Below are 25216 nucleotides of genomic sequence, written 5' to 3' on the forward strand. Positions count from 1 at the left end.
AAACAGCGCAGGCTTGTCGTTGGGCGGTAGACAGTTAGCGCAGCGCGCTGGGGCTGATTTGCGAAGATCCTGTCATCCCCTGCCCACGAGGCCTGCGCACGGTTTAAACTGCGCCTTTGCGACGCTATTTGTCGCATTGGCGTAAACCCGCTGAAAACGCGGGTTGGCGCTATAAGAAGTTGTCGCTTGGCGGCAAGGCCGCTCTGAAAACTGTCCTTACAATCCCTGCATCGCCCGCCAGTTCCAGGCAGGCGTTCCTCTTCAGGAGACTCCGATGTCCGTTGAGCAAGCCCCGGTGCAACGTGCCGATTTCGACCAGGTCATGGTTCCCAACTACGCACCTGCCGCATTCATCCCCGTGCGTGGCGCAGGCTCCCGTGTGTGGGACCAGGCGGGTCGCGAGCTGATCGACTTTGCCGGCGGCATCGCGGTCAACGTGTTGGGCCACGCCCACCCGGCGCTGGTCGGTGCGTTGACCGAACAGGCCAACAAGCTGTGGCATGTCTCCAACGTGTTCACCAATGAGCCGGCCCTGCGCCTGGCCCATAAGCTGATTGACGCCACCTTTGCCGAGCGCGTGTTCTTCTGTAACTCCGGCGCCGAAGCCAACGAGGCCGCGTTCAAGCTGGCCCGTCGCGTGGCGTTCGACCGTTTCGGTACCGAGAAGTACGAGATCATTGCCGCGCTGAACAGCTTCCACGGCCGTACCTTGTTCACCGTCAACGTTGGTGGTCAGTCGAAGTACTCCGATGGCTTCGGTCCTAAAATCACCGGCATCACCCACGTTCCTTATAACGACTTGGCTGCGCTGAAAGCCGCCGTGTCGGACAAGACCTGCGCCGTGGTGCTCGAACCGATCCAGGGCGAAGGCGGCGTACTGCCGGCCGAGTTGGCTTACCTGCAAGGCGCCCGCGAACTGTGCGACGCCAACAATGCGCTGCTGGTGTTCGACGAAGTGCAGACTGGCATGGGCCGTAGCGGCCACCTGTTTGCCTACCAGCACTACGGTGTGACGCCGGACATCCTCACCAGCGCCAAGAGCCTGGGCGGCGGTTTCCCGATCGCGGCGATGCTCACCCGCGAAGACCTGGCCAAGCACCTGGTGGTCGGCACCCACGGCACCACTTACGGCGGTAACCCGCTGGCGTGTGCGGTGGCCGAAGCGGTCATCGACGTGATCAACACCCCTGAGGTGCTGGCCGGCGTCAACGCCAAACACAACCAGTTCAAGGCGCGCCTGGAACAGATCGGCAAGCAGTACGGCATCTTCACCGAAGTGCGTGGCATGGGCCTGCTGATCGGTTGCGTATTGAGCGATGCGTTTAAAGGCAAGGCCAAGGACGTGTTCAACGCGGCCGAGAAAGAAAACCTGATGATCCTGCAAGCCGGTCCGGACGTGGTGCGTTTCGCGCCGAGCCTGGTGGTGGAAGAAGCGGACATCAACGAAGGCCTGGATCGCTTCGAACGTGCAGTAAAAGCCCTGACACAAGCCTGATAACTACACCTTCTGCCGGCCGGACTGGGTCAAAAATGTGGGAGTGGGCTTGCCCCCGATAGCAGTCTTTCAGTTGATACATCCGGTGACTGATACACCGCTATCGGGGGCAAGCCCCCTCCCACATTGGAATATGGTTGTTCCAGCTATGTCCGGTAATTTTCCCCTATGAGTTTTAGAGTTAAGGAGTGACACCATGCTGGTGATGCGCCCCGCGCAAATGGCTGATCTGGGCGAGGTACAGCGTCTGGCTGCGGACAGCCCGATTGGTGTCACCTCCTTGCCGGATGATGTGGAACGCCTCAGCGACAAGATCGCCGCCAGCGAAGCGTCCTTCGCGGCCGAGGTAAGTTTCAACGGTGAAGAAAGCTATTTCTTCGTGCTCGAAGACACCGAGACCGGCAAGCTCGCCGGTTGCTCGGCCATCGTCGCGTCGGCCGGCTACTCGGAGCCTTTCTACAGTTTTCGTAACGAGACCTTCGTGCACGCCTCGCGCGAGCTGAAGATCCACAACAAGATCCACGTGCTTTCCCAGTGCCACGACCTCACCGGCAACAGCCTGCTCACCAGTTTCTACGTGGTGCCCGAGCTGGTCGGTTCGCCGTGGTCGGAACTCAATTCCCGTGGCCGCCTGCTGTTCGTCGCCAGCCACCCCGAGCGCTTTGCCGACTCGGTGGTGACCGAGATTGTCGGCTACAGCGACGAGAACGGTGATTCGCCGTTCTGGGATGCCATCGGCCGCAACTTCTTCGACCTCAACTACGCCGCCGCCGAGCGTCTGTGCGGGCTGAAAAGCCGTACGTTCCTCGCCGAGCTGATGCCGCACTACCCAATCTACGTACCGCTGTTGCCGGACGAAGCCCAGGAAGCCATGGGCCAGGTGCACCCGCGTGCGCAGATTACCTTCGACATCCTGATGCGCGAGGGCTTCGAGACCGACCATTACATCGACATCTTCGATGGCGGCCCCACGCTGCATGCACGGGTTTCGGGGATTCGCTCTATTGCCCAGAGCCGCGTGGTTCCGGTGAAGATCGGCGAGATGGTCAAGGGTGTCGGCCGCCAATACCTGGTGAGCAACGCGCAGTTGCAGGATTACCGTGCGGTGATGCTGGAGCTGGACTACGCGCCCGGCAAACCGGTGACCCTGGACTTGGCAACTGCCGAAGCCCTGGGCGTTGGCGAAGGCGCGAGTGTGCGCTTGGTAGCGGTATAAAGACTGAGTTTCGCGGGTGGCTGACAACAGCGGCCCGTCTGAGGAGATAGCATGATCGTTCGTCCCGTACGCAGCAGCGATTTACCGGCCCTGATTGATCTGGCGCGCAGCACCGGCACCGGCCTCACGACCTTGCCGGCCAACGAAGAGCGCCTGACCCATCGGGTTGGCTGGGCGGAAAAAACCTTTCGCGGCGACGCCGGGCGTGGCGATGCGGACTACCTGTTCGTGCTGGAAAACGACGAAGGCCGCGTGGTGGGGATTTCCGCCATCGCTGGCGCCGTTGGCCTGCGTGAGCCTTGGTATAACTTCCGGGTGGGCCTGACCGTCAGCGCCTCCCAGGAACTGAACATTTACCGCGAGATTCCGACGCTGTTCCTGGCCAACGACCTCACCGGCAATTCCGAGTTGTGCTCGTTGTTCCTGCACGCCGACTACCGCAACGGCCTCAACGGCCGCATGTTGGCCAAGGCGCGCATGTTGTTTATCGCTGAGTTTCCGCAGTTGTTCGGCAACAAGATCATTGCCGAGATGCGCGGCGTGTCTAACGATGCCGGGCGTTCGCCGTTCTGGGAAAGCCTGGGGCGTCACTTCTTCAAGATGGAATTCAGCCAGGCCGATTACCTTACCGGCGTGGGCAACAAGGCGTTTATCGCCGAGCTGATGCCGAAGTTTCCGTTGTACAGCTGTTTCCTGTCGGAAGACGCGCGCAACGTGATCGGCAAAGTCCATCCGGACACCGAACCCGCGCTGAGCATGCTCAAGAGCGAAGGCTTCAGCTATCAGGGCTATGTCGATATCTTCGACGCCGGCCCGGCAGTGGAGTGTGAGACCAGCAAAATCCGTGCGGTGCGCGACAGCCAGTCGCTGGTGCTGGCCATCGGCACGCCGGGGGACGACGCCACGCCGTTCCTGATCCATAACCGCAAGCGCGAAGAGTGTCGCATCACCGCCGCACCGGCCCGCCTGGCGGCAGGCACGCTGGTGGTCGATCCGCAGACTGCCAAGCGCCTGCAACTGGTGGTGGGTGATCAAGTGCGCGCTGTACCGTTGTCTGCTGCTCGGGAGTCGAAATAATGAATTCGCTGTATATCGCAGGTAGCTGGCTGTCTGGCCAGGGTGAGTTGTTTGAATCACGCAACCCGGTGACTCAAGACGTGCTGTGGGCCGGCAACGGCGCCACTGCCGAGCAGGTCGAGTCCGCTGTGCAGGCCGCGCGCCAGGCGTTCCCGGCCTGGGCCAAGCGTTCGCTGGAAGAGCGCATCAGCGTGCTGGAAGCCTTCGCCGCGACCCTTAAACGTCGCGCCGATGAAATCGCCCGCTGCATCGGTGAGGAAACCGGCAAGCCGTTGTGGGAATCGGCCACTGAAGTCACCAGCATGGCCAACAAAATTGCGATCTCGGTGCAAAGCTACCGGGAGCGTACTGGCGAGAAGAGCGGCCCCCTGGGTGACGCCACCGCCGTGTTGCGCCACAAGCCCCACGGTGTGGTAGCGGTGTTTGGCCCTTACAACTTCCCTGGGCATTTGCCCAACGGTCATATCGTCCCGGCCTTGTTGGCGGGTAACACCGTGCTGTTCAAGCCGAGCGAGTTGACCCCCAAAGTCGCCGAGCTGACCGTGCAGTGCTGGATCGAAGCCGGTCTGCCGGCGGGTGTGCTGAACCTGCTGCAAGGTGCGCGGGAAACCGGTATCGCGTTGGCGGCCAACTCAGGCATCGACGGTTTGTTCTTTACCGGTTCGAGCCGTACCGGCAATCACCTGCACCAGCAGTTCTCCGGACGCCCGGACAAAATCCTGGCCCTGGAAATGGGCGGCAACAACCCGCTGGTGGTGGACGAAGTGGCCGATGTGGATGCGGCGGTCTACACCATTATCCAGTCGGCGTTTATCTCTGCCGGCCAACGTTGTACCTGCGCCCGTCGCCTGCTGGTACCGGAAGGCGCCTGGGGCGATGCATTGCTGGCGCGGCTGGTGGCGGTGAGTGCGACGATTGAAGTCGGTGCGTTCGACCAGCAACCGGCGCCGTTCATGGGCTCGGTGATTTCCCTCGGCGCTGCGAAAGCGCTGATGGATGCCCAGGAGCTGATGCTGGCAAATGGCGCTGTCGCGCTGCTGGAAATGACCCAGCCGCAGGATCAGGCCGCTTTGCTGACCCCAGGCATCATCGACGTGACCGGTGTGACCGAGCGCGAAGACGAAGAACTGTTCGGCCCGCTGTTGCAGGTGATCCGCTACGCTGATTTTGAGGCGGCGATTGCCGAGGCTAACAACACCCAGTACGGCCTGGCCGCCGGTTTGTTGTCGGACTCCGAGGCGCGTTACCAGCAATTTTGGCTGGAAAGCCGCGCCGGGATCGTCAACTGGAACAAACAACTGACCGGCGCTGCGAGTACCGCACCGTTCGGTGGGGTGGGGGCGTCAGGCAACCATCGCGCCAGTGCGTATTACGCGGCGGATTATTGTGCGTACCCGGTGGCGTCGCTTGAAACGCCAAGCCTGGTGGTGCCGGCCACGCTAACCCCCGGCATTACGCTGATTTAAATGTGGGAGGGAGCTTGCTCCCGATCGCGGTGTGTCAGTTGATGAATCAGGTGACTGATCCACCGCTATCGGGGGCAAGCCCCCTCCCACAGGGGTTCAGTGGTGTATTCAAGTAATTCGATGCCTATAAAAACAGATGTTCGTGGAGCCTCGCCGATGAAATCCTATGAAGTCAATTTTGACGGTCTAGTGGGGCCGACCCATAACTACGGCGGTTTGTCCTTCGGCAACGTCGCGTCCCAGAGCAACAGCCAGCAGCATTCCAACCCCAAGGAAGCAGCGTTGCAGGGCCTGCAAAAAATGAAAGCCCTGATGGACATGGGCTTTGTGCAAGGCGTACTCGCGCCCCAAGAGCGCCCGGACGTGGCCGCCTTGCGCAGCCTTGGCTTCAGCGGGACCGATGCCCAGGTGATCCAGCAGGCGGCCAAGCAGGCCATGCCGTTGTTGGTCGCCAGTTGCTCTGCGTCGAGCATGTGGGTGGCCAACGCCGCCACGGTCAGCCCGAGCGCCGACACGGCGGATGGTCGCGTGCATTTCACCGCCGCCAACCTCAACTGCAAGTACCACCGCAGCATTGAACACCCGACCACCAGCCGCGTGCTGGGCGCAATGTTTGCTGACCAGAAACACTTTGCCCATCACGCCGCATTGCCGGCGGTGGCGCAGTTCGGCGACGAAGGCGCGGCCAACCACACGCGTTTTTGCCGTGAATATGGCGAGGCCGGGGTAGAGTTTTTTGTGTTCGGCCGCAGCGCGTTCGATCCCCGTTACCCGGCCCCCCAGAAATACCCGGCACGCCAGACCCTCGAAGCCTCACAGGCCGTCGCCCGTCTGCACGGTTTGAAAGACGACGGCGTGGTCTACGCCCAGCAGAACCCGGCCGTGATTGATGCGGGTGTGTTCCACAACGACGTGATCGCGGTGGGCAACGGCGAAGTGCTGTTCTATCACGAGGATGCGTTCCTCAATACCGAACAGATGCTCGCCGAACTGCAAGGAAAGTTGGGCAAAGTGGGCGGCAACTTCCAGTCGGTGTGCGTGCCGCGCGCCCAGGTCAGCGTCGAGGACGCAGTGCGTTCCTACCTGTTCAACAGCCAACTGCTGACCCGACCTGACGGCTCGATGCTGTTGATCGTGCCAGAAGAGTGCCGCGCCAATGAGCGCGTGTGGCATTACCTGCAAGGCCTGACCGCTGCGGGTGGGCTGATCCGCGAAGTGAAGGTCTTCGACCTCAAGCAGAGCATGCAGAACGGCGGCGGCCCGGCGTGCCTGCGCTTGCGCGTGGCGCTGAACGAAACGGAACTGGCGGCGGTGAATCCAGGGGTTATCATGACCGCGCCGTTGTACGACACGCTGACCCAATGGGTCGACAAACACTACCGCGACAGCCTGCGTGAAACCGACCTGGCTGACCCGCAGTTGCTGCTTGAGTGCCGGACGGCACTGGATGAACTGACGCAAATCCTTAAACTGGGCTCGGTTTATCCTTTCCAGATCAATTAACGCCGCACGGCTGAGAACTATTTTATGACCACCGACACCCTGAAGCTGATCCTTGAAGACACCGACGGCACCCAGCTGGAAACATCCTGCACCCGCGTCGCCGTGGTCTGGCAGGGCAAGGAAATCTGGATCCAGCACGACGGCCGTGGCCAACTGCTGATCGGTGTGGACGTCGAAGAAGGCGATGCCGAATACGCCAACCTGCTGATGCGCCCACTGGCCACCAACCTGATGAGCCTGCAGCTGGAAATGGAACCGGCCGACGTTGAAGGTGATGACGACGATCACGTCCACGGCCCAGGCTGCAACCACTAAGGAAGCTGCGTATGCTCGCCCTCGGCAAATTGCTTGAACTGACCCTCGCCGGTCGTGAACCGGCGCAAAAAATTCAATCGACTGTCGACGGCGTGCAGATGCGCTGGCTCAGTGAGGGCGCGCTTGAAGTGCGTCCTCCTGAAGCACGGGACAATGGCAGCGACCTGCTGCTGTCGTCCGGCATCCATGGCAACGAAACCGCGCCGATCGAACTGCTCGACCGCTTGTTGCATGGCATCGCCCGTGGGGAGATCAAACCCCGCACTCGTATTCTGTTCCTGTTCGGCAACCCCGAGGCGATGCGCCGCGGCGAGCGTTACCTCGAACTGGACGTCAACCGGCTGTTCAACGGCCGTCACGAAAAAAACATCGGCCCCGAAGCCATGCGCGCCGCCGAGCTTGAACAACTGGCCCGTAGCTTCTTCAGCCAGCCTGGCCGTTCGCGCCTGCATTACGATTTGCACACCGCCATTCGCGGCTCGAAGATTGAGCAGTTCGCCCTGTACCCCTGGAAAGACGGGCGCCAGCATTCGCGTCGCGAACTGGCGCGTTTGAACGCTGCCGGCATGGAAGCGGTGCTACTGCAGAACAAGACATCGATCACCTTCACGGCGTTTACCTATGAGCAACTGGACGCCGAAGCTTTCACCCTGGAACTGGGCAAGGCGCGGCCATTCGGGCAGAACCAAGGGGTGAATGTTTCCCGCCTGGAGCTGCGCCTCAAACAGATTATCGAAGGCACGGAGCCTGAGACTGACAGCCTGGACGGGTTGAAACTGTTCGCCGTGTCGCGTGAAGTCATCAAGCACAGTGATGCTTTCCTGCTGCACTTGCCGGCTGACGTGGAAAACTTTTCGGAATTGGAAAAGGGTTATCTGCTGGCCGAAGATGTGGCCAAGACGCGTTGGGTGATCGAGGAGGAGGGCGCACGCATCATCTTCCCCAACCCTAAGGTGAAGAATGGTTTGCGGGCAGGGATATTGATTGTGCCGACCACGGACGCTGGCCTGGTATAGGTCTCAAGGCGTAACCGGATGCAAATGTGGGAGGGGGCTTGCCCCCGATGGCGGTGTCTCAGCTACAGATGAGCTGAATGACACACTGCTATCGGGGGCAAGCCCCCTCCCACATTTTGTTTTGCAGTATTGCTTAGACCGCTACCGCCCGTGGCTCGCTACGACGGATCGCACGTACTTTGTGCAGGGTGTCGGCGCACGTGCGTGCAGCTTCCTGGCCCTTGTGCACAAAGTGATCATGGAAGAACGCGTGGTGCTCGCTGCCCGCGTGGAAGTGATGCGGCGTCAGCGATACCGAGAACACAGGTACTTCAGTTTCCAGCTGCACCTGCATCAGGCCGCTGACCACCGATTGGGCGACGAATTCGTGACGGTAGATGCCACCGTCCACCACCAGCGCGGCGGCAACGATACCGGCGTAACGACCGGTCTTGGCCAGTAGCTTGGCGTGCAGGGGCATTTCAAAGGCGCCGCCGACTTCGAAGAAATCGATGTCCGATTCCTGGTAGCCCTGGGCGATCATTTCGGCGAGGAAGCCTTTACGGGATTGGTCGACAATATCCTTGTGCCAGCAGGCTTGGATAAACGCGACGCGCTCGCCGTAGTGGTTTTTGCTTTTGCTGTCGATAGCGGTGGGTTGCATGTTCTGACTCCTGTTTAAGAAAAAAACAGGGCGTTATGAATCGAATGGGATTTAAGGGTACGCATGCGTCAATAGGCGCGCGGCCCTTAGGTCTCAATCCCGTTCTCTCTTCATCCGGACTATGACCGTCGGCCCCGGGATCACACCGGGTCTGCTGACCTTGTCGCCGTCCCGCGTGAGCAGTTCGAGGCGCCAAGCGCTCGCGGGCTATACACATTGCGTGTAATTACCGCCGGTGGGGAATTACACCCCGCCCTGAGAACGTTGCCACCAGAACCCTGGCGGCGGGGAGATTTTTAACATGGTTTTTCAAAAACTGCACGGACGCCGTATCGATAACCTATATCGGTTTGTTTGGTTGGTATTCGATTGAATGTAAACGGGGCTTGATATTCCGGGGCTTTGCCCGCAGTAATCATCGATAAAAGGACGTACTCAACCTGTTAGAGGCCTGTTTCATGACCGTGATTGACCTGCGCAGCGATACCGTGACCCAACCCACCCCCGGCATGCTGGACGCGATGGCCACTGCCGTCAGCGGCGATGACGTCTACGGTGAAGACCCCAGCGTCAATCTGCTGGAAGCTGAATTGGCCAAGCGCCTTGGGTTTGCTGCGGCGTTGTTCGTGCCCACCGGCACCATGAGCAATCTGCTGGCGTTGATGGCTCATTGTGAGCGCGGCGAGGAATATATCGTCGGCCAGCAGGCCCACACCTACAAATATGAAGGCGGTGGTGCAGCGGTGCTGGGTTCGATCCAGCCGCAGCCGCTGGAAGTGCAGGCGGATGGCTCCCTGGATTTGAACCATGTACGGGACGCGATCAAGCCGGACGATTTCCACTTCGCCCGCACCCGCTTGCTGGCTCTGGAAAACACCATGCAAGGCAAAGTGCTGCCCTTGGAATACCTGGCCAAGGCGCGGGCGTTTACCCGTGAACATGGCTTGGCCCTCCATTTGGATGGCGCGCGAATCTACAACGCGGCGGTCAAGCTTGGGGTGGATGCGCGGGAGATCGCCCAGCATTTCGATTCGGTGTCGGTGTGCCTGTCCAAGGGGCTAGGTGCCCCCATCGGCTCGGTGCTGTGCGGCTCTACGATGTTGATCGCCAAGGCCCGGCGTTTGCGCAAGATGGTCGGTGGCGGTATGCGCCAGGCCGGTTCCCTGGCTGCGGCGGGGCTGTATGCCTTGGATCATCAGGTGCAACGCCTGGCTGATGACCACGCCAACGCTCAGTGGCTGGGCGAAGAGCTGCGCAAAGCGGGGTATGAGGTTGAGCCGGTGCAGACCAACATGGTCTACGTGCAGATCGGCGATCAGGCCCAGGCCTTGAAGGCCTTTGCTGCCGAACGCGGGATCAAGTTGAGCGCCGCGCCACGCCTTCGTATGGTCACTCATCTGGATGTCAGTCGGGCGCAGATTGAGCAGGTGCTTGCGACATTCGTCGAATTTTCGCGCAAATGATCGTGCAGACCGTCTAATTGAGCGTTTCTATCGCATAAACACGCTGTACCCCCGGCAAAGGGCCGATATAATGCGGCCTTTTGCCGTCGCTCCGTCTGATGATGTTGCGCACTGGCCTTTGGCCGCAGCCTCCGTGGAAGAACCTAATGAAAAGCGCAGAAATCCGTGAAGCCTTCCTTCGCTTCTTCGAAGAGCAAGGTCACACCCGTGTCGCCTCCAGCTCTTTGATCCCAGGCAATGACCCAACCCTGCTGTTCACTAACGCGGGGATGAACCAGTTCAAGGACTGCTTCCTGGGCCAGGAAAAGCGCGCCTACACCCGCGCCACCAGCAGCCAGAAGTGCGTACGTGCCGGCGGCAAGAACAGTGACCTGGAAAACGTCGGCTATACCGCCCGTCACCACACGTTCTTCGAAATGCTGGGTAACTTCAGCTTCGGTGACTATTTCAAAAAAGATGCGATTACCTTCGCCTGGACCTTCCTGACCGGCGTGCTGAAGCTGCCAAAGGAAAAACTCTGGGTCACCGTCTACGCGACGGACGATGAAGCGTATGACATCTGGACCCAGCAAATCGGTGTGCCTGCCGAGCGCATGATTCGCATCGGCGACAACAAGGGCGCGCCCTACGCCTCCGACAACTTCTGGACGATGGGCGATACCGGCCCATGTGGCCCTTGCACCGAGATCTTCTACGACCACGGCGCCGACATCTGGGGTGGCCCGCCGGGCTCGCCGGAAGAAGACGGCGACCGTTACATCGAGATCTGGAACAACGTATTCATGCAGTTCAACCGCACCGCCGATGGCGTGTTGCATCCGCTGCCGGCGCCGTCGGTGGACACCGGCATGGGCCTGGAGCGGATCAGTGCGGTGATGCAGCACGTTCACTCCAACTATGAAATCGACCTGTTTACCAACCTGCTGAGCGCGTCGGCGGCGGCCATTGGTTGCGCCAATGAGGGCCAGTCTTCGCTCAAGGTTGTGTCGGACCATATTCGCTCCTGCGGCTTCCTGATTGCCGACGGTGTGCTGCCGTCCAACGAAGGCCGTGGCTATGTGCTGCGCCGCATCATTCGTCGAGCCTGCCGCCACGGTAACAAGTTGGGCGCCACCGGCAGCTTCTTCTACAAAATCGTTGCCGCCTTGGTGGCCGAGATGGGCGAAGCGTTTCCAGAACTCAAGCAGCAGCAGGGCAACATCGAGCGCGTGCTCAAGGCTGAAGAGGAGCAGTTCACCAAGACGTTGGAGCACGGTCTGAAGATCCTGGAACAGGACCTGGCTGAGCTCAAAGGCACCGTGGTGCCGGGCGATGTGGTGTTCAAGCTTTACGATACCTATGGCTTCCCGATGGACCTGACCGCTGATATCGCCCGTGAGCGCGAGCTGACCATTGATGAAGCCGGCTTCGAGCGTGAGATGGAAGCCCAGCGCGTACGTGCTCGTTCCGCCAGCTCCTTTGGCCTGGACTACAACACCCTGGTCAAAGTTGATGTGCCTACCGAGTTCACTGGCTACAAGGCGACCCTTGGCTCGGCCAAGATCGTTGCCCTCTATAAAGATGGCAAGTCGGTCGACGTTCTAAATGAAGGCGACGAAGCCGTTGTGGTCCTGGACCAGACGCCGTTCTACGCCGAGTCGGGCGGCCAGATCGGTGACTGTGGTTTCCTGAGCTCGACATCGGGTCGTTTTGAAGTGCGTGACACCACCAAGACCGGCGGTGCGTTCCTGCATCACGGCGTGTTGGTGCTGGGCAACTTGACGGTCGGCGCGCCAGTGGACACGCAGGTCGATGCCGAAGTACGGCATGCAACCGCCTTGAACCACTCGGCCACTCACTTGCTGCACGCTGCATTGCGTCAGGTGCTGGGTGAGCACGTCCAGCAGAAGGGTTCGTTGGTCGATAGCCAGCGTCTGCGTTTCGACTTCAGCCACTTCGAAGCGATTAAGCCGGAGCAGATCAAGGCCCTGGAAGATATCGTCAATGCACAAGTGCGCAAGAACACCCCGGTTGAAACCGAGGAAACCGATATCGAGACCGCCAAGGCCAAGGGCGCCATGGCACTGTTCGGCGAGAAGTACGGCGACAACGTGCGCGTACTCAGCATGGGCGGCGACTTCTCGGTGGAACTGTGTGGTGGTATCCACGCCAATCGCACGGGCGACATTGGCCTGCTGAAGATCATCAGTGAAGGCGGTGTGGCCTCCGGTGTGCGACGTATCGAGGCGGTGACTGGCGCTGCGGCCCTGGCCTACCTCAATGCGGCCGAAGAACAACTCAAGGAAGCGGCCAGCCTGGTCAAGGGCAGCCGCGACAACCTGATCGACAAGCTGTCCGCCGTGCTGGAGCGTAACCGTGCTCTGGAAAAACAGCTGGAGCAGTTGCAGGCCAAGGCAGCCAGTGCGGCGGGCGACGATCTGTCGTCTTCTGCGGTGGACGTCAAGGACGTGAAAGTCCTGGCGGCGCGCCTGGATGGTCAGGATGGTAAGGCGCTGTTGGCCCTGGTCGATCAGTTGAAGAACAAGCTCGGCCGCGCAGTGATCCTGCTCGGCGGTGTCCATGAGGATAAGGTCGTTCTGGTTGCCGGTGTAACCAAAGACCTGACTGGCCAACTCAAGGCCGGTGATTTGATGAAGCAAGCCGCCGCGGCGGTGGGCGGGAAGGGCGGTGGTCGTCCGGACATGGCGCAAGGCGGTGGTGTCGATGCCGGTGCTCTGGATGCGGCCCTGGCCCTGACCGTGCCGTTTGTCGAGGCAGGTATTTAAGGCGCTGTTAACTGGCCCGTGGTCTAGTCGCGGGCTTGTTCGGTGCTGGTTGATTGGATATTTAGGCGCCCCTTTACGGGCTGAGGCGGCTTAGAAATGGCTTTGATCGTACAGAAATTTGGAGGCACCTCGGTCGGCTCTGTCGAAAGAATCGAGCAGGTTGCCGACAAGGTTAAGAAATTCCGCGATGCTGGCGACGACCTGGTGGTGGTGCTGTCGGCCATGAGCGGCGAGACCAATCGCTTGATCGAGCTGGCCAAGGCAATCAGTGGCGACCAGCAACCGCTCCCGCGTGAGCTGGACGTGATCGTCTCTACTGGTGAGCAGGTGACCATCGCCTTGCTGGCCATGGCCCTGAACAAGCGTGGCGTGCCTGCGGTGTCCTACACGGGCAGCCAGGTGCGTATCCTCACCGACAGTGCGCACACCAAGGCGCGTATTCTGCAGATCGATGATCAGAAAATTCGCACTGATCTGAAAGCTGGCCGCGTGGTAGTTGTAGCGGGCTTCCAGGGTGTGGATGAACACGGCAACATCACCACCCTCGGGCGTGGCGGTTCGGACACTACCGGCGTGGCCCTGGCGGCAGCTCTCAAGGCTGATGAGTGCCAGATCTACACCGATGTGGATGGCGTCTACACCACTGACCCGCGTGTCGTTTCCGTGGCCCAGCGTCTGGACAAGATCACCTTCGAAGAGATGCTGGAAATGGCCAGCCTCGGTTCCAAGGTTTTGCAGATCCGCGCGGTGGAGTTCGCCGGCAAGTACAACGTTCCGCTGCGCGTATTGCACAGCTTCAAAGAGGGTCCGGGCACCCTCATTACTATTGATGAAGAGGAATCCATGGAACAGCCGATCATTTCCGGCATCGCTTTCAACCGCGATGAAGCCAAGCTGACGATCCGTGGCGTGCCAGACACCCCGGGCGTGGCCTTCAAGATTCTGGGCCCGATCAGTGATGCGAATGTTGAAGTCGACATGATCGTGCAGAACGTCTCGCACGATAACACCACCGATTTCACGTTCACTGTGCACCGCAACGAGTACGATGCGGCATTGAAAATCCTGGAGAACACCGCGAGCGAGATTGGCGCCCGTGAAGTGGTCGGCGATATCAAGATTGCCAAGGTGTCGATCGTGGGTGTGGGCATGCGTTCCCATGCCGGCGTTGCCAGCCGTATGTTTGGGGCTCTGGCCAAGGAAAGCATCAATATCCAGATGATCTCCACGTCTGAAATCAAAGTCTCGGTAGTGATCGAAGAGAAGTACCTGGAGCTTGCTGTGCGCGCGCTGCATACCGCGTTTGAGCTAGACGCTCCGGCCCGACAGGGCGAGTGATGTAGTGCCAGGAAGGCGCGGTCTACCGCGCCTTTCCTTTTTTTGTAGGGCGCATGGTCTTTTGTGTGCGCTCGACAATACTTAGGTCGTTAGGGCTATGACTCTCGGGTCGTAGGTCGAACGCCTTTTTTTTGCAGACTGTTGTTCCTGAAATGAAATGCGTGAGGAGAAAGGTATGCTGATTCTGACTCGTCGGTGCGCAGAAAGCCTGATTATCGGTGATGGCGAAATCACCGTGACCGTGCTCGGCGTCAAAGGCAATCAAGTACGTATCGGGGTTAATGCTCCGAAAGAGGTAGCGGTCCACCGCGAGGAAATCTACCTGCGGATCAAGAAAGAGAAGGACGAAGAACCAAGCCTTTAATTTTTATCGTTTTTTATGTTTGCAAACGGGGAGGAACGTGGTTAATATACGCCCCGTGTTGCGGAGAGCTGGCCGAGTGGCCGAAGGCGCTCCCCTGCTAAGGGAGTACACCTCAAAAGGGTGTCGGGGGTTCGAATCCCCCGTTCTCCGCCATTATTTGCTTAGTACGTTGCAATCTGGTTTTTTCGGTAAGTTGTTGAAAATTAACGAAAAAATAGCTTTACATAGAGATTGAACGGCCTATAATGCGCGGCAACAAATGCACTCGTAGCTCAGCTGGATAGAGTACTCGGCTACGAACCGAGCGGTCACAGGTTCGAATCCTGTCGAGTGCACCATTTAAGAGTTAGTTGCAGTAATGCGGTTAACTTGGCTTCAACCAGTTGTGATCTGGTCTAAAAACACAATCTGCACTCGTAGCTCAGCTGGATAGAGTACTCGGCTACGAACCGAGCGGTCACAGGTTCGAATCCTGTCGAGTGCACCATACAAACAAAAAGCCCGCCTAGTGCGGGCTTTTTGCCGTCTGGGGTTTGTGTCGGACTTTATCTTTTTCTCCTTCCTTGTGTGTTTTCCCTTCGCGCCGTGGCGTCGCAGTTCTAAGATGCAGCCAATACTCAGCTTTGGCTCGCAAGCGCTTGTTCTTTCCAGTTTTTTGACATTTAAGATGGTCGGTCGGTGTATCATTGCGCCCGTCAGCCCCGCCGGGGCTTGTGGAATACCTCCATGGACTTACCCAGTAGTTACTCAGTACCCCGCTTTACCAATCATGAATTGACTGATTGATCCTTCCGGCGTGCCCCGCTGCTGGGAGTGGAGTTCGCCTATGACCGAAGTAGAAGTAAAGAAAACACAAGAAAGCCTGCAAGATCGCTTGGCTCAAGTCATTGAGCTGCTGCAGCGCCAGCGCGTGGTCGAAGACCTTACGCATCGTCAGGAAGGTCCAAACCACGACCGCGTCGAAAACCTGGTTCACCGGCAAAACCTCGTCGAATTGCAGCGCAAGCTCGATGATCTGCACTCCGCCGACGTTGCCTACATTCTCGAAGCCTTGCCGCTCGATGATCGACTGACCCTCTGGCAGTTGGTCAAGGCCGACCGCGACGGCGACATCCTGCTCGAAGTATCCGATTCTGTTCGTGAAACCCTGATCGCCGACATGGACGATCACGAGCTCCTGGCTGCGGCCAGGGAAATGGACGCCGACGAACTGGCTGACCTGGCCCCTGAGCTGCCCCGTGATGTTGTCCATGAGCTGATGGAGGCACTCGACGGCCAACAGCGTGAGCGCGTGCGCTCCGCGTTGTCCTATGACGAGGACCAGGTCGGCGCGCTGATGGACTTCGAGATGGTCACCATCCGAGAGGATGTCAGCCTTGAAGTGGTGTTGCGTTACCTGCGTCGTTTGAAAGAGCTGCCGAGTCATACCGACAAACTGTTCGTGGTTGACTACGAAGGCATTCTCAAGGGCGTGCTGCCGATCAAGCGGCTGCTGGTCAACGATCCTGAAAAAAGGGTTGCTGACCTGATGGCTAGCGATACCGTCAGTTTTCATCCGGACGAAGACGCCTACGACGCGGCGCAGGCTTTTGAGCGCTACGACTTGATCTCGGCGCCCGTGGTCGACAAGAACGGCAAGCTGATCGGCCGTCTGACCATCGACGAAATCGTCGACCTTATTCGTGAAGAGAGTGAAACCGAAGTCCTCAACATGGCGGGTTTGCGTGAAGAGGAAGATATTTTTGCGTCGGTCTGGCGTTCGCTGCATAACCGCTGGGCCTGGCTGGCGGTGAACCTGATCACGGCATTTATAGCCTCTCGTGTGATTGGGCTTTTTGAGGGGTCTATCGAAAAACTGGTGGCTTTGGCTGCGTTGATGCCGATTGTGGCAGGTATTGGCGGTAACTCCGGTAATCAGACCATTACTATGATCGTACGCGCCATGGCGCTGGATCAGGTGAGTACCGCCAACTCTTCCCGCCTGCTGCGCAAGGAGCTGGCAGTGGGTCTGATCAACGGCCTGGTATGGGGTGGTGTGATTGGTCTGGTGGCTTACTTGCTCTATGGCAGCTGGTCGCTGGGGGTGGTGATGACCGCCGCTATGACGCTCAACTTGCTCCTGGCAGCGCTAATGGGTGTGCTGATCCCCATGACCCTGGCGCGCCTCGGCCGAGATCCAGCCATGGGCGCCAGCGTGATGATCACCGCCATGACCGACAGTGGCGGCTTCTTTATCTTCCTGGGTCTGGCGACGATCTTCCTGCTCTGATCCCTTCCGACGGCGGGGGCAAATTTGCCCCCCAGCCTCGCGTTATCTTTCTAAAATCCGGGCAAAAAAAAGCCAGCACATGGCTGGCCTCGGCTTTCAGTTGCAGATCAATTGGCTTCTGCGGCCGCCTCTACGTCGTGCGCGATAAGCGAGACGAGGGCATTTTGTTGGCGATGGGAGAGCTGACGAAAACGCTGCAGCAGTTCGCGTTCATGCAGTGACAGCTCAGGACTATCCAGGCGCATGCTCAACTCGTCACCTAGCGCACCTTCCTGAATAAGGCTCTGTTCCAGGCGCGCGATGATTTCGGAGTTCATGCTGCGGTGATGATTGCGAGCCACCTCGGCAATGCGTTCCCGCATTCCGTCTGGCAGACGTACGACGAACTTGTCAGCCGTACGGCTGGAATAAATTGCCTGTTTCAATGGGCGCATATATTTAACCGGTTAGTTCAGGGGAGCGGTTTTTGGAATTGGCCGCAAGCGATGAGAGTTAAGACAAGACTCACGACCAAAGTTCAACCCGAATTGCAAAGAGGCCGCATCATGCCTCAGATTTGCCAGTTCCTTGGCGTCAATTCTGTGACAAATATTGAACTGCCTAAAGGCTTTATGCCAGCACTGATTTGCATTTTTGCGGACTGGTTAGAAAACTTTTCTGCGAGAGGGGCGCTTGACGATCTTCCCGTAGAACGGGCCGCAACGGGGCATTCGGGCGGCACATCGTATAGCAAAGTGGCCTTTTGCCCCTGTCTTTAAGACTAGTGGCAATTTGCCGATTTACTAGGGCGAGGCGACATAAGGTAGGACGAAGGGGGAGGGGGTCAGCGCAAAACCGGGTCGAATTTGATGCGGCGACCCATAACAAGGGTCAGCAGTAGAATGCAGGCGCAGACACCGCTCGCAATCAGTGCGTTGAGTTGAGTGTCCTGGGACTCGGCACCCAAGCCGTAGATGCCAGTGACAGTGGTCAGGCACAGAAAAAGCCAGGCAGTTTTGGTCATGAGCGGTTACCTTAAAAAACCCAGTGTTCGGAGGCCGGGGCGGCCTGAGTGCCTTGAGTCAAGCGTACCGGGGATTGCGCGTTCGGCGTCATGACTGCCAGCTGCGGGCGTTGTTGCAAGTGGTGCGGAACAGCCTGGCTGATCTGTGCTGGGTCATTATCGCCCGCCGACTGAAAATGGAATGTGACCAGCGTAGCCAGAGCGATGGCGTTAAGGGTTAACAAAAGGGCACTGTTCATGGTCATGTTCTCCGCTTAACGCCGTGGCTGAAGGGGTGGTATGGGAGAAGTATTGCAGGTGTCGTGCCAATCTATTAGTTCAATAAAATCAATGGTTTAGGTATTTATAAAGATGTCAAAGGCTTGCAATTTGCAATGCTGGCATTTTGGGGGAGTGCATTTTGCACGATTGGCCTGAGTGCCCGTATTTGCGGGTCGAAACCGCAACCTCCGGGGCGCGGATCCTCCTACACTCAAAAAGCCCACGGACGACATGACAAAACCTAACTCGGCCGTTAACATGCACGCCGTCCGTCGCAATGCCCTTGGCCCGACGGCTGTCATTTGTCCCAGTAGCTCAATTGGATAGAGCATCCCCCTCCTAAGGGGAAGGTTGGCCGTTCGAACCGGCCCTGGGACACCATATAATTCAATGGTTTAGAAGAATTTGCCCCGCGTAGTTTTTATTCGTGGGTGCGTAGTGGGTGCAAATGGATGTCTACCCCTCGCTTTTCTTGCCCGCTTTTCGCTTGGGCTCATCGTCAGGGCTAACATTCGTTTATGCATCTTCATCAATTTCGGATGCGGGATGTTTAGATGAGCCGAGTTACCAAACGGATTTACTGCTTCAGGGTGATGGATGCAGATGGAGGCTTGGTCGATTTCAGCGAAGCGCTGATCGAGATCTCTGACAAATTGAGCATTGGTGAGACGGAGCGCCTCATGTTTGAGGATGTCGTACGCATCCAACGATTCCGAGACTCGCCAGTAGGAAGGCTCTACCATCTAGCGCGATACGCACCTGGTACGCATGGTGCGACACTGACACCCAAGGCGGGTGGAAAACTCGATGATGAAGGTGTTCTCGGGGCTCCCGTAGGTAAAGAAATCAAAACCGGGGAATGCTACGCGCTCGTCAATGAGCACAACGTTCTTTTTTGCGGCCATGGTCTGACCCAGCAAAAGTGCTCGGGATATTTTTATACGCTGATCAGATCGCAAAAATACCGACTAGACCCTGTCAAGTTTCATCCTTCAAGCGACATCAACCAAGTTGCGATCCTGAATGCCCAGGGCGCTAGGTCTATCCGACTGAACGTCAACGCTTATAAATTGAGCCTGCCAAAAGCTGATAAGGGATGGTTCGGCGGTGTGCTTTCCTCTGTTGGTGATGAGGTGAAAGCGCTGATCAGCAAAGATCCTAACCGTTCTCAAGAAAAATCATTGGAAAACATGGTAGTAGCGCTCGAAATAGGTCTAGAAGGCAACTCTCGCGCGACGGTGGAATCTCAGGATACGCTTACTGACCTAGCCAATGACGTGCTTACCGATGATGATTCCCCCATAGACAGCTTTACTATTGTTACCCGTGACGGAACGCCTATCACTAGCCATGATGTCCAGCTACATTCCAGCATTTACGTTGAGAGGGTGGGTACGTCTCTAAGTCACGTTGAGATCTGGGATGCTATGGTCAGGTACATGGGGCAACTCAAGAAACAAAAACTGCTGGAGCAATAATGGACATTGACTGGCGTCGTATCGCGTTTTTTCTAGGCGCATTATTCGTTAGCGTTTGGTGTGGGTGGTACGGCCAGCCCTTAGTGCACGAAAATAACGACGCAAGGTCGATGATTACTGACGTTTTTTCTATTTTGGCCGGCTTTTTAATGACCGTGCTTACCCTGCTTATCGAGCCGAAGCCTACCGCGAAAATTTGGCGGGAGGCCGCGTCGAAGAAAACGACCTTTGTAAACCGAATAATTCGCTATAAATGGTTGTTCATGCTGTATCTGAGCGTTCTAGGGATGGTGTTCGTTGCAAATCTGCTTACTAAGGCGACGGGTGTGGCTGAGATTCTTGTGTGGGTCGAGAGAACCTACCTTTCGCTTGCGACCCTTGCGTTTATCATCTCATTGACTCTCCCCAATCAGTTAATGCAACTTCAGGTAGGGCGATATAACGAAATGATCAACGAAAAGAAAAAGCCCGTCGTTGATAAAAAGTAACTGCTACTAAGCTCCATTTTTTATTCTCAAAACTGTGGTCGTTGAGCACTTTGCATGCCTTGCCGTGGCTCGTATGCCCAGGCCCGCACCGAGCAATTCCTTTACCCGCTTGTGAAGTTCCTCGTCTACCGGCCGGCCCTGATACCTACCGGCAGCCCTAGCCTTCTCGATGCCTTGAGCCTGGCGCTCGCGGCGCTGTTCGTAATCCTTGCGGGCGATTGCGGCCATCATCTCCACCAGCATTGAGTTGATCGCACCTAGCATCCGCCCGGTGAACTCGTCGCCCTTGGTGTCCTGCATTCCCTGGTGGCTGGTCGGCAGGTCGAGCGCGACGATGCGCAGGCCCTTTGAGTCGATCGCAGCCTTTAGCTTTTTCCAATCCTCCGCGGGGAGGCGTGAAAGCCGGTCTATCGACTCCACCAGCAACACATCCCCTTTGCGTGCATCCTTGAGCAGGCGCAGCAGCTCAGGCCGGTCGGCTGTGGCGCCGCTAGCATTTTCCAGGTACACGCTTGCAATGACCTTGTTATGTTCGCTGGTGAATTGCTCAAGCGAGGCACTGGCGCGGCCGGCGTCTTGGTCTTCGGTGGAGGCTCGAAGGTATGCGCGGATGAACATGATAGGTGCCTGTATCAGTTAGGGCGTTCTACTAATAATGTTGCACTTTGGGTGTTACTTATCAAGCGGAAAGCCCGAAACAGGCAAAATAAGCCTGTATCTGGATAGGCATACTCAATGAGACGACCTTGGTCGACGTTTTCGTTGCCCCACCTCTTTCCCCAAGCCCGCTTCGCATGAGGTGCCGATACAGATTCAAATTAGGTCAATCTTGTTTTTGCCCGATTACAAAAAACCCGCCGGAGCGGGTTCTGTTATCTGGGTTTTATTTTTCTATCTTCACAGTTATGAAAGTTGAATCAACGCCGTAGTATCGGGACATCGCGTCTTTGGCGGAATCGATCGGCAAAATGTAATAGCCGCGATCAGCAGGTTTGACGGCGGTTAAATCAATGATTTCGCCCTGCTCAAAAAAGGTCTTTACGGTGCCTTCCAGAACTATCTCCTCTTTAGAGAACATAGCGCTTACTAATCCGGGAACCTGAACCGCAGCACCAAAGGCCAAAGTCCAAATCTCGCCGCCCTCGCTGACGGACTTAGACCAATCAACGACCTTTAAAAGCATTCCGCCAGTGTCGAACGCATCGCCATTGCGCTTCTCATTTGCCCAATAAACGTAGTGAACGCCTAAGGCTCGATTATCCTCAGTGCCCTCAGGAAGCCTAACTGAGAGACCTTCACGAACGCTCCAGGGTGAATCGGAGATGAAACGAAAGATCAGCTTACGAGTATTCAAACGATTTCCTCCTTGGAAAAGTGCTGATCAGGCATGATCATTGATGCAGGCGTCAAGTTTTGTCTTCAGCGTAGATGGCTGCACTGATGATCGCGCCTCCTACCCGGCGCTTACCGTAGCAGAGCGGTACCGGGTTACCGGATGCCGTGGTGTTCTTGGCGCTGCCGAAGGCGTAGCCGGGAGTATTCTCCGGCGCCGCGCTGGTCTTAAGGCCGCCGGCCTGGGGGCTGAGCATTTGGATAACCCCGCCAGCCACGAGCGCAATCCCAGGGGCAAGCGTTGCGCCGTTGGTAAATGCGCTGGCCACGATCAACACGATGCCGACGATGGTCTGGAGTATGCCGGCGCGCTTGCTCCCGGTGATCACTGGAACCACCCTTATTTCCCTGGCCCCGCCGAGAGTCAACTCGGATTCGCCGACGTTCTTCCTATTGCGGAAAATTGCGAACTCCAGGCCGATAGACCTTGCTCGCGCGATGTCGCTCAGGAAGCCCGGGTGATTCACATCGATTGCCCTAAGCGCCTCCCTGGTATCGCCATGAGCGGACAGGGCATAGGTGTGTCGACGGCCGTATTTTTTGGCCAGTGAGCCACTGAGCAGAATGGTTGTGCGCGGTGAATATTCAATGGCAGTCATACCCGATCCTCAGCGTAAATAGCAGCGCTGATGATCGCGCCACCCCAGCGGCGGTGGCCGATGCAGAGAGGCACTGGTAAGCCCGATGCCACAGTATTTTTCGCACTACCAAAAGCATAGCCAGGTGTGTTCTCGGGCGCTGCGCTGGACTTCAAGCCCTGGGCTTGCGGGCTCAGCATCTGAATCACGCCGCCGGCGGCCAAGGCGATGCCCGGCGCGAGAGTTGCACCATTCGTGAAGGGGCTCATAACGATCAGTACAGCCCCTATGATCGTCTGCAAGATGCCAGCCCGCTTACTGCCTACGATCACCGGAGCGATGATGATGTCGCCCTGGCCTTGGTAGTTGAGCTCGCTCTCCCCAATGTTTTTCTTGCCTCGAAAAACGGCGAACACCAACCCGCGCGACCTGGCGCTTGAAATAAAACGCTCCAGGCCGGGAATCTGCACGCACAGTGCTTTCAAGGCCTCTGCCGGTGTCCGCACTGCAAGGTCGTAGGACCTGCCGAACTGCCGGAGCTGGCCGTATAGTTTAATGGTGGTCATAGGAGAGTTATCGAATGCTGTAGCGGCCATGTGGCCTCCTATACGGTGATCGAAGGGGCTGGCAGCCCCAGGCGAATGGCGAGCACTGCGCGCGACATACGTGCTTGATCGATGGTCAATTGCTCCTGGCGCGGGTCGTAGTTCCACACCCGGTTGTAGATCGCCTCGCTGGCCCGGGCGCCTCGGAATGTACCCCTCAGCAGGTCGGCCGAAACCCTGGCCTCTTCCTCGGTGAAGAAGGGGCCGTCGATTGTCACCTGTTGGCCACCGCTGACGTGCTGGACCTCCCATACTGTGTAGCCGGCGTCCGGCCCCTGGATCAGTTCGTAGGGTTTGAATTTCTGCGTTTTGCACGCCTCGGTAAAGCGCTCTTGAAACGTCATGTTTTCTTACTCAAAGAATCAGCCGGCTGATCGGCGCTACCAATACTTGCGCAGCGCACGTATGGGCAGTTAGGCCGCTTCAGATTGATCAGGGGTCGCTTTTGCAGAGGTGCGAGTGGGCATTTTCGCCAGCCATTCGCGAAGCGCTTCGGAGCCCTCGCAGCCCGATCGCCACTTCTCAAATCGGCCTGTGTAACCATTCGAATTGGCAACCATGCCGCTCAGTGCAACACCAGCACTGGAGGCGGTGGCCAGCACGTCATCGTAGATAGCTAGCATCTGCTTGAGCCCTTCAATGTCTTCGGTGCGTGACGCGGCAATGCCTGCGCGCGAAAGGCTGTCAGCCGCCTCTTGCGATAACCCGGAGAGCATTGGGTTTGCCCTGAGCACCGCCTCTACAACGTCGGGGTGACTGCCTGCGCGCGCTTCAGCTACTAGGCGCTGACGCTCCTCCGGCTTGAGGCCTCGCACGATGGCTCGCAGCTCCTGATCAGCCAGGAAACCAACGACGTCCGAGCTAGCGCGCGGCGTGACCGCTGCGAAGCCGCTGGCCACTGTCTGGGCCAACGTGAGCATATCTTTTGCTGCCTTCTCCATCGCCGGCATCAGGGCGGGAATGATTCCATCAATCTGCTCCTTGCCCTTGCGCTCAATGGCAGCGGCGTTGAGGTCCTTGTTCCCTCGAATCGAGAGGATTTCTTCTCCGAGGTCCTTGAACGCCTCCAGCGACAAGCCCTGCAAATGGCGAACAGATTTCAGCAATCCACCGGCCTGCCAGGTGCCTTTGGTGCCATCGGGTCGTTGAATGTTGAATGTTCTTGCCTCTACCTGGGAGTGCTCGTATTCGGAGTAATGGAGGTTGGCCAAGCCAACTTTGAGGACGGATCGTTTGCCGATTTTCATGGAGTTACCTTTTGATTGTCTGGCCGTGGGGCGGCCGGTTTTTGGTCTGAGGATTCGCTCAGGATTTGGAGTAGGGAAACGTTTTCCCGGGCGCCACCGCCGGCTGCCGCTGCGTGCAACTCGTCCATAAGGGCGCTGATCTCTCGCACGTCACGATTGAACTGAGTGATGCCCGGATTGCTGACGCAACTTGGAAACCTGGCTACGAATGTTCATGGCTGGCCTCGATGATCAGTCGGTACTGTTCTGCGACGTGTTTTTTGATGTCCTGCCCGTCTGCCTTTGGCGGGAAGATCCAGGCTCCAGGACTTGGGAATGGCCGCATATCCATCACACCTACTGGAGCAGGGCGGCGGAGGCTTTCGATTGCTCGGACGTGGAGAATGAACGCCTCTGCCAGATTGGCCGCGTCATAGCTGTTCATGGTGCGCAGTGGGAAGTGCATGACCGTCTGTACGCCCTGGACGGGATAGTTGAACGAATGGCCCACTGTCTCGGGGTAATCCATCTCCCCCTCAACCGCGTCAACCCTGCAGTCCACCACCGTCAACATAACGAGCACTGTCTCTTCGTCTTCGGTGCCGATCTTCTCTGCAATTCGCTTGAGCTCGGCCCGCATCCACTTAATGCTCATTGCCGCATTCCCTCCATCTGTTCGCGGAGTTCTTCGACGGCCTTCTGTAGCTCGGCAACCTCGATGACTCGCGCAACAGCGCCTAGCCCCTCGATCAATGCCTTGCCCTGGTCGGGCGGTAGCTCGCCGGCGGCAACTGCGCGAAGGATTGATTTGGCTGCGCTGGGCAGGTCGGTGTCGTCCAGGTCGAAGCACACTGTCTCGGCAGTTGGCTTGATTGGCGGTACGAGGCGTTCAAGGATCAGACGGCAAGCCTGCATATCGCCTTTCTTGGCCGCTGTCAGAACCTTCTTTGTCACGGCGTCTGCACCTTCTGCGAGTCGGGCGCGCAGCTCTTGCGTCTGGCCGGAGCGGCCGCCTGGGTTACCCGACTGTCCGGGCTTCCATTTGCCGGCTTTATCGCGATCAGTCATGCGGCGGGCGATTCCATAGCGATGACCGGTTTGTTTTCGGCGAGCGCTATCAGCAGGGCGGATGCTTGAACGCTTCCGTCTGCTGCGGCTTCGCGAAGGCGGCCCCAGGCGGCGGCAACTTCGGATCGAGTTGGTTTGTGCTGGCGTCCTCGGGCGGGCTTAGCTGTGTTCATGGGTGCTGCCTCGA

26 protein-coding genes, 4 tRNA genes and 1 riboswitch are annotated in these 25216 nt (G+C 58.0%); of the genes, 18 read left to right on the plus strand and 12 right to left on the minus strand.

Going from position 1 to position 25216, the window contains the following annotated elements:
* The first annotated feature begins 274 nt into the window (after window positions 1-274).
* The 7 genes from AB4N82_RS16660 (at window position 275) to astE (ending at window position 8088) form a co-directional block, all read left to right on the plus strand.
* Window positions 275-1495, plus strand: a complete 1221-nt coding sequence (locus tag AB4N82_RS16660; RefSeq protein WP_122764452.1) for an aspartate aminotransferase family protein — start codon at window positions 275-277, stop codon at window positions 1493-1495.
* Window positions 1496-1691: 196 nt separating this feature from the next.
* A complete protein-coding gene (gene aruF / locus AB4N82_RS16665) occupies window positions 1692-2711 on the plus strand; it encodes an arginine/ornithine succinyltransferase subunit alpha (protein ID WP_032886753.1) in 1020 nt (339 codons plus the stop codon).
* Window positions 2712-2762: 51 nt separating this feature from the next.
* Window positions 2763-3788 (plus strand): arginine N-succinyltransferase, encoded by a 1026-nt coding sequence (gene astA, locus AB4N82_RS16670; RefSeq protein WP_032886754.1) that lies wholly within the window; start codon window positions 2763-2765, stop codon window positions 3786-3788.
* Complete coding sequence (astD, locus tag AB4N82_RS16675) at window positions 3785-5254, plus strand: succinylglutamate-semialdehyde dehydrogenase (protein ID WP_163034919.1); 1470 nt, start codon at window positions 3785-3787, stop codon at window positions 5252-5254. The genes astA and astD overlap by 4 nt, the downstream gene beginning before the upstream one ends.
* Window positions 5255-5410: 156 nt before the next feature.
* Window positions 5411-6757, plus strand: coding sequence for an N-succinylarginine dihydrolase (astB, locus tag AB4N82_RS16680; RefSeq protein ID WP_095185702.1), 1347 nt, complete (start codon window positions 5411-5413; stop codon window positions 6755-6757).
* A 24-nt stretch (window positions 6758-6781) separates the two neighbouring features.
* Window positions 6782-7072, plus strand: coding sequence for a hypothetical protein (locus tag AB4N82_RS16685; protein WP_003214319.1), 291 nt, complete (start codon window positions 6782-6784; stop codon window positions 7070-7072).
* Window positions 7073-7083: 11 nt separating this feature from the next.
* Window positions 7084-8088, plus strand: a complete 1005-nt coding sequence (astE, locus tag AB4N82_RS16690; protein WP_122764450.1) for a succinylglutamate desuccinylase — start codon at window positions 7084-7086, stop codon at window positions 8086-8088.
* A gap of 133 nt (window positions 8089-8221) precedes the next feature.
* On the opposite strand, the gene AB4N82_RS16695 is transcribed toward astE, so the two are convergent.
* Window positions 8222-8731 carry a 6,7-dimethyl-8-ribityllumazine synthase gene (locus AB4N82_RS16695; RefSeq protein ID WP_032886758.1) on the minus strand — a complete coding sequence of 170 codons (510 nt, stop codon included), beginning with the start codon at window positions 8729-8731 and terminating at the stop codon, window positions 8222-8224.
* Window positions 8732-8828: 97 nt separating this feature from the next.
* A riboswitch (FMN riboswitch) is annotated at window positions 8829-8998 on the minus strand.
* 191 nt (window positions 8999-9189) lie between these two features.
* Between AB4N82_RS16695 and ltaE the strand changes: the two genes are divergently transcribed.
* The 8 genes from ltaE to mgtE all read left to right on the plus strand — a co-directional run bounded on the left by ltaE (window position 9190) and on the right by mgtE (window position 16930).
* The gene (gene ltaE, locus AB4N82_RS16700; protein ID WP_032886759.1) at window positions 9190-10194 is read left to right on the plus strand and encodes a low-specificity L-threonine aldolase; all 1005 of its coding nucleotides are present in this window, start codon (window positions 9190-9192) and stop codon (window positions 10192-10194) included.
* Between the two features lie 146 nt (window positions 10195-10340).
* Complete coding sequence (alaS, locus tag AB4N82_RS16705; protein ID WP_032886760.1) at window positions 10341-12959, plus strand: alanine--tRNA ligase; 2619 nt, start codon at window positions 10341-10343, stop codon at window positions 12957-12959.
* A gap of 96 nt (window positions 12960-13055) precedes the next feature.
* The gene (locus tag AB4N82_RS16710; RefSeq protein ID WP_032886761.1) at window positions 13056-14297 is read left to right on the plus strand and encodes an aspartate kinase; all 1242 of its coding nucleotides are present in this window, start codon (window positions 13056-13058) and stop codon (window positions 14295-14297) included.
* A 175-nt stretch (window positions 14298-14472) separates the two neighbouring features.
* Window positions 14473-14661 carry a carbon storage regulator CsrA gene (gene csrA / locus AB4N82_RS16715; RefSeq protein ID WP_003175645.1) on the plus strand — a complete coding sequence of 63 codons (189 nt, stop codon included), beginning with the start codon at window positions 14473-14475 and terminating at the stop codon, window positions 14659-14661.
* 62 nt (window positions 14662-14723) lie between these two features.
* A tRNA-Ser gene (locus AB4N82_RS16720) sits at window positions 14724-14814 on the plus strand.
* A gap of 108 nt (window positions 14815-14922) precedes the next feature.
* A tRNA-Arg gene (locus AB4N82_RS16725) sits at window positions 14923-14999 on the plus strand.
* Window positions 15000-15071: 72 nt separating this feature from the next.
* Window positions 15072-15148 (plus strand) — tRNA-Arg (locus tag AB4N82_RS16730).
* A 339-nt stretch (window positions 15149-15487) separates the two neighbouring features.
* Entirely contained in the window at window positions 15488-16930 is a 1443-nt protein-coding gene (gene mgtE, locus AB4N82_RS16735) for a magnesium transporter (RefSeq protein ID WP_032886762.1), read from the plus strand.
* A gap of 107 nt (window positions 16931-17037) precedes the next feature.
* Here the strand turns inward: mgtE and AB4N82_RS16740 are convergent, their stop codons facing one another.
* The 3 genes from AB4N82_RS16740 to AB4N82_RS16750 all read right to left on the minus strand — a co-directional run bounded on the left by AB4N82_RS16740 (window position 17038) and on the right by AB4N82_RS16750 (window position 18172).
* The gene (locus tag AB4N82_RS16740) at window positions 17038-17364 is read right to left on the minus strand and encodes an Arc family DNA-binding protein (protein WP_003175643.1); all 327 of its coding nucleotides are present in this window, start codon (window positions 17362-17364) and stop codon (window positions 17038-17040) included.
* A gap of 389 nt (window positions 17365-17753) precedes the next feature.
* Window positions 17754-17933, minus strand: coding sequence for a PA3371 family protein (locus AB4N82_RS16745; RefSeq protein WP_032886763.1), 180 nt, complete (start codon window positions 17931-17933; stop codon window positions 17754-17756).
* A gap of 11 nt (window positions 17934-17944) precedes the next feature.
* A complete protein-coding gene (locus AB4N82_RS16750; protein WP_032886764.1) occupies window positions 17945-18172 on the minus strand; it encodes a hypothetical protein in 228 nt (75 codons plus the stop codon).
* A 326-nt stretch (window positions 18173-18498) separates the two neighbouring features.
* On the opposite strand from AB4N82_RS16750, the gene AB4N82_RS16755 reads away from it, so the two are divergent.
* The 3 genes from AB4N82_RS16755 (at window position 18499) to AB4N82_RS16765 (ending at window position 20160) form a co-directional block, all read left to right on the plus strand.
* Window positions 18499-18575 (plus strand) — tRNA-Arg (locus tag AB4N82_RS16755).
* Between the two features lie 173 nt (window positions 18576-18748).
* Window positions 18749-19672, plus strand: coding sequence for a hypothetical protein (locus tag AB4N82_RS16760; protein WP_460102262.1), 924 nt, complete (start codon window positions 18749-18751; stop codon window positions 19670-19672).
* Complete coding sequence (locus tag AB4N82_RS16765; RefSeq protein ID WP_460102265.1) at window positions 19672-20160, plus strand: hypothetical protein; 489 nt, start codon at window positions 19672-19674, stop codon at window positions 20158-20160. Before AB4N82_RS16760 ends, AB4N82_RS16765 begins: the two co-directional genes overlap by 1 nt.
* A gap of 6 nt (window positions 20161-20166) precedes the next feature.
* Here the strand turns inward: AB4N82_RS16765 and AB4N82_RS16770 are convergent, their stop codons facing one another.
* The 8 genes from AB4N82_RS16770 to AB4N82_RS16805 form a co-directional block, all read right to left on the minus strand.
* Window positions 20167-20778 carry a recombinase family protein gene (locus tag AB4N82_RS16770; RefSeq protein WP_460102268.1) on the minus strand — a complete coding sequence of 204 codons (612 nt, stop codon included), beginning with the start codon at window positions 20776-20778 and terminating at the stop codon, window positions 20167-20169.
* A 265-nt stretch (window positions 20779-21043) separates the two neighbouring features.
* The gene (locus tag AB4N82_RS16775; protein WP_460102271.1) at window positions 21044-21514 is read right to left on the minus strand and encodes a hypothetical protein; all 471 of its coding nucleotides are present in this window, start codon (window positions 21512-21514) and stop codon (window positions 21044-21046) included.
* 52 nt (window positions 21515-21566) lie between these two features.
* Window positions 21567-22151: a tail assembly protein gene (locus AB4N82_RS16780; RefSeq protein ID WP_460102274.1), complete on the minus strand. Its 585-nt coding sequence runs from the start codon at window positions 22149-22151 to the stop codon at window positions 21567-21569.
* Entirely contained in the window at window positions 22148-22726 is a 579-nt protein-coding gene (locus tag AB4N82_RS16785) for a tail assembly protein (RefSeq protein ID WP_460102277.1), read from the minus strand. Before AB4N82_RS16785 ends, AB4N82_RS16780 begins: the two co-directional genes overlap by 4 nt.
* 8 nt (window positions 22727-22734) lie before the next feature.
* A complete protein-coding gene (locus tag AB4N82_RS16790; RefSeq protein ID WP_460102280.1) occupies window positions 22735-23079 on the minus strand; it encodes a hypothetical protein in 345 nt (114 codons plus the stop codon).
* Window positions 23080-23148: 69 nt separating this feature from the next.
* Window positions 23149-23982, minus strand: coding sequence for a hypothetical protein (locus AB4N82_RS16795; RefSeq protein WP_460102283.1), 834 nt, complete (start codon window positions 23980-23982; stop codon window positions 23149-23151).
* Between the two features lie 202 nt (window positions 23983-24184).
* On the minus strand, window positions 24185-24616 hold the full coding sequence (locus AB4N82_RS16800) for a hypothetical protein (protein WP_098467248.1): 432 nt from the start codon (window positions 24614-24616) through the stop codon (window positions 24185-24187).
* Complete coding sequence (locus AB4N82_RS16805; RefSeq protein WP_017529439.1) at window positions 24613-25029, minus strand: DUF5681 domain-containing protein; 417 nt, start codon at window positions 25027-25029, stop codon at window positions 24613-24615. Before AB4N82_RS16805 ends, AB4N82_RS16800 begins: the two co-directional genes overlap by 4 nt.
* Between the last annotated feature and the right edge of the window lie 187 nt (window positions 25030-25216).

The sequence above is a fragment of the Pseudomonas sp. H1_D04 genome (genome assembly GCF_054683855.1).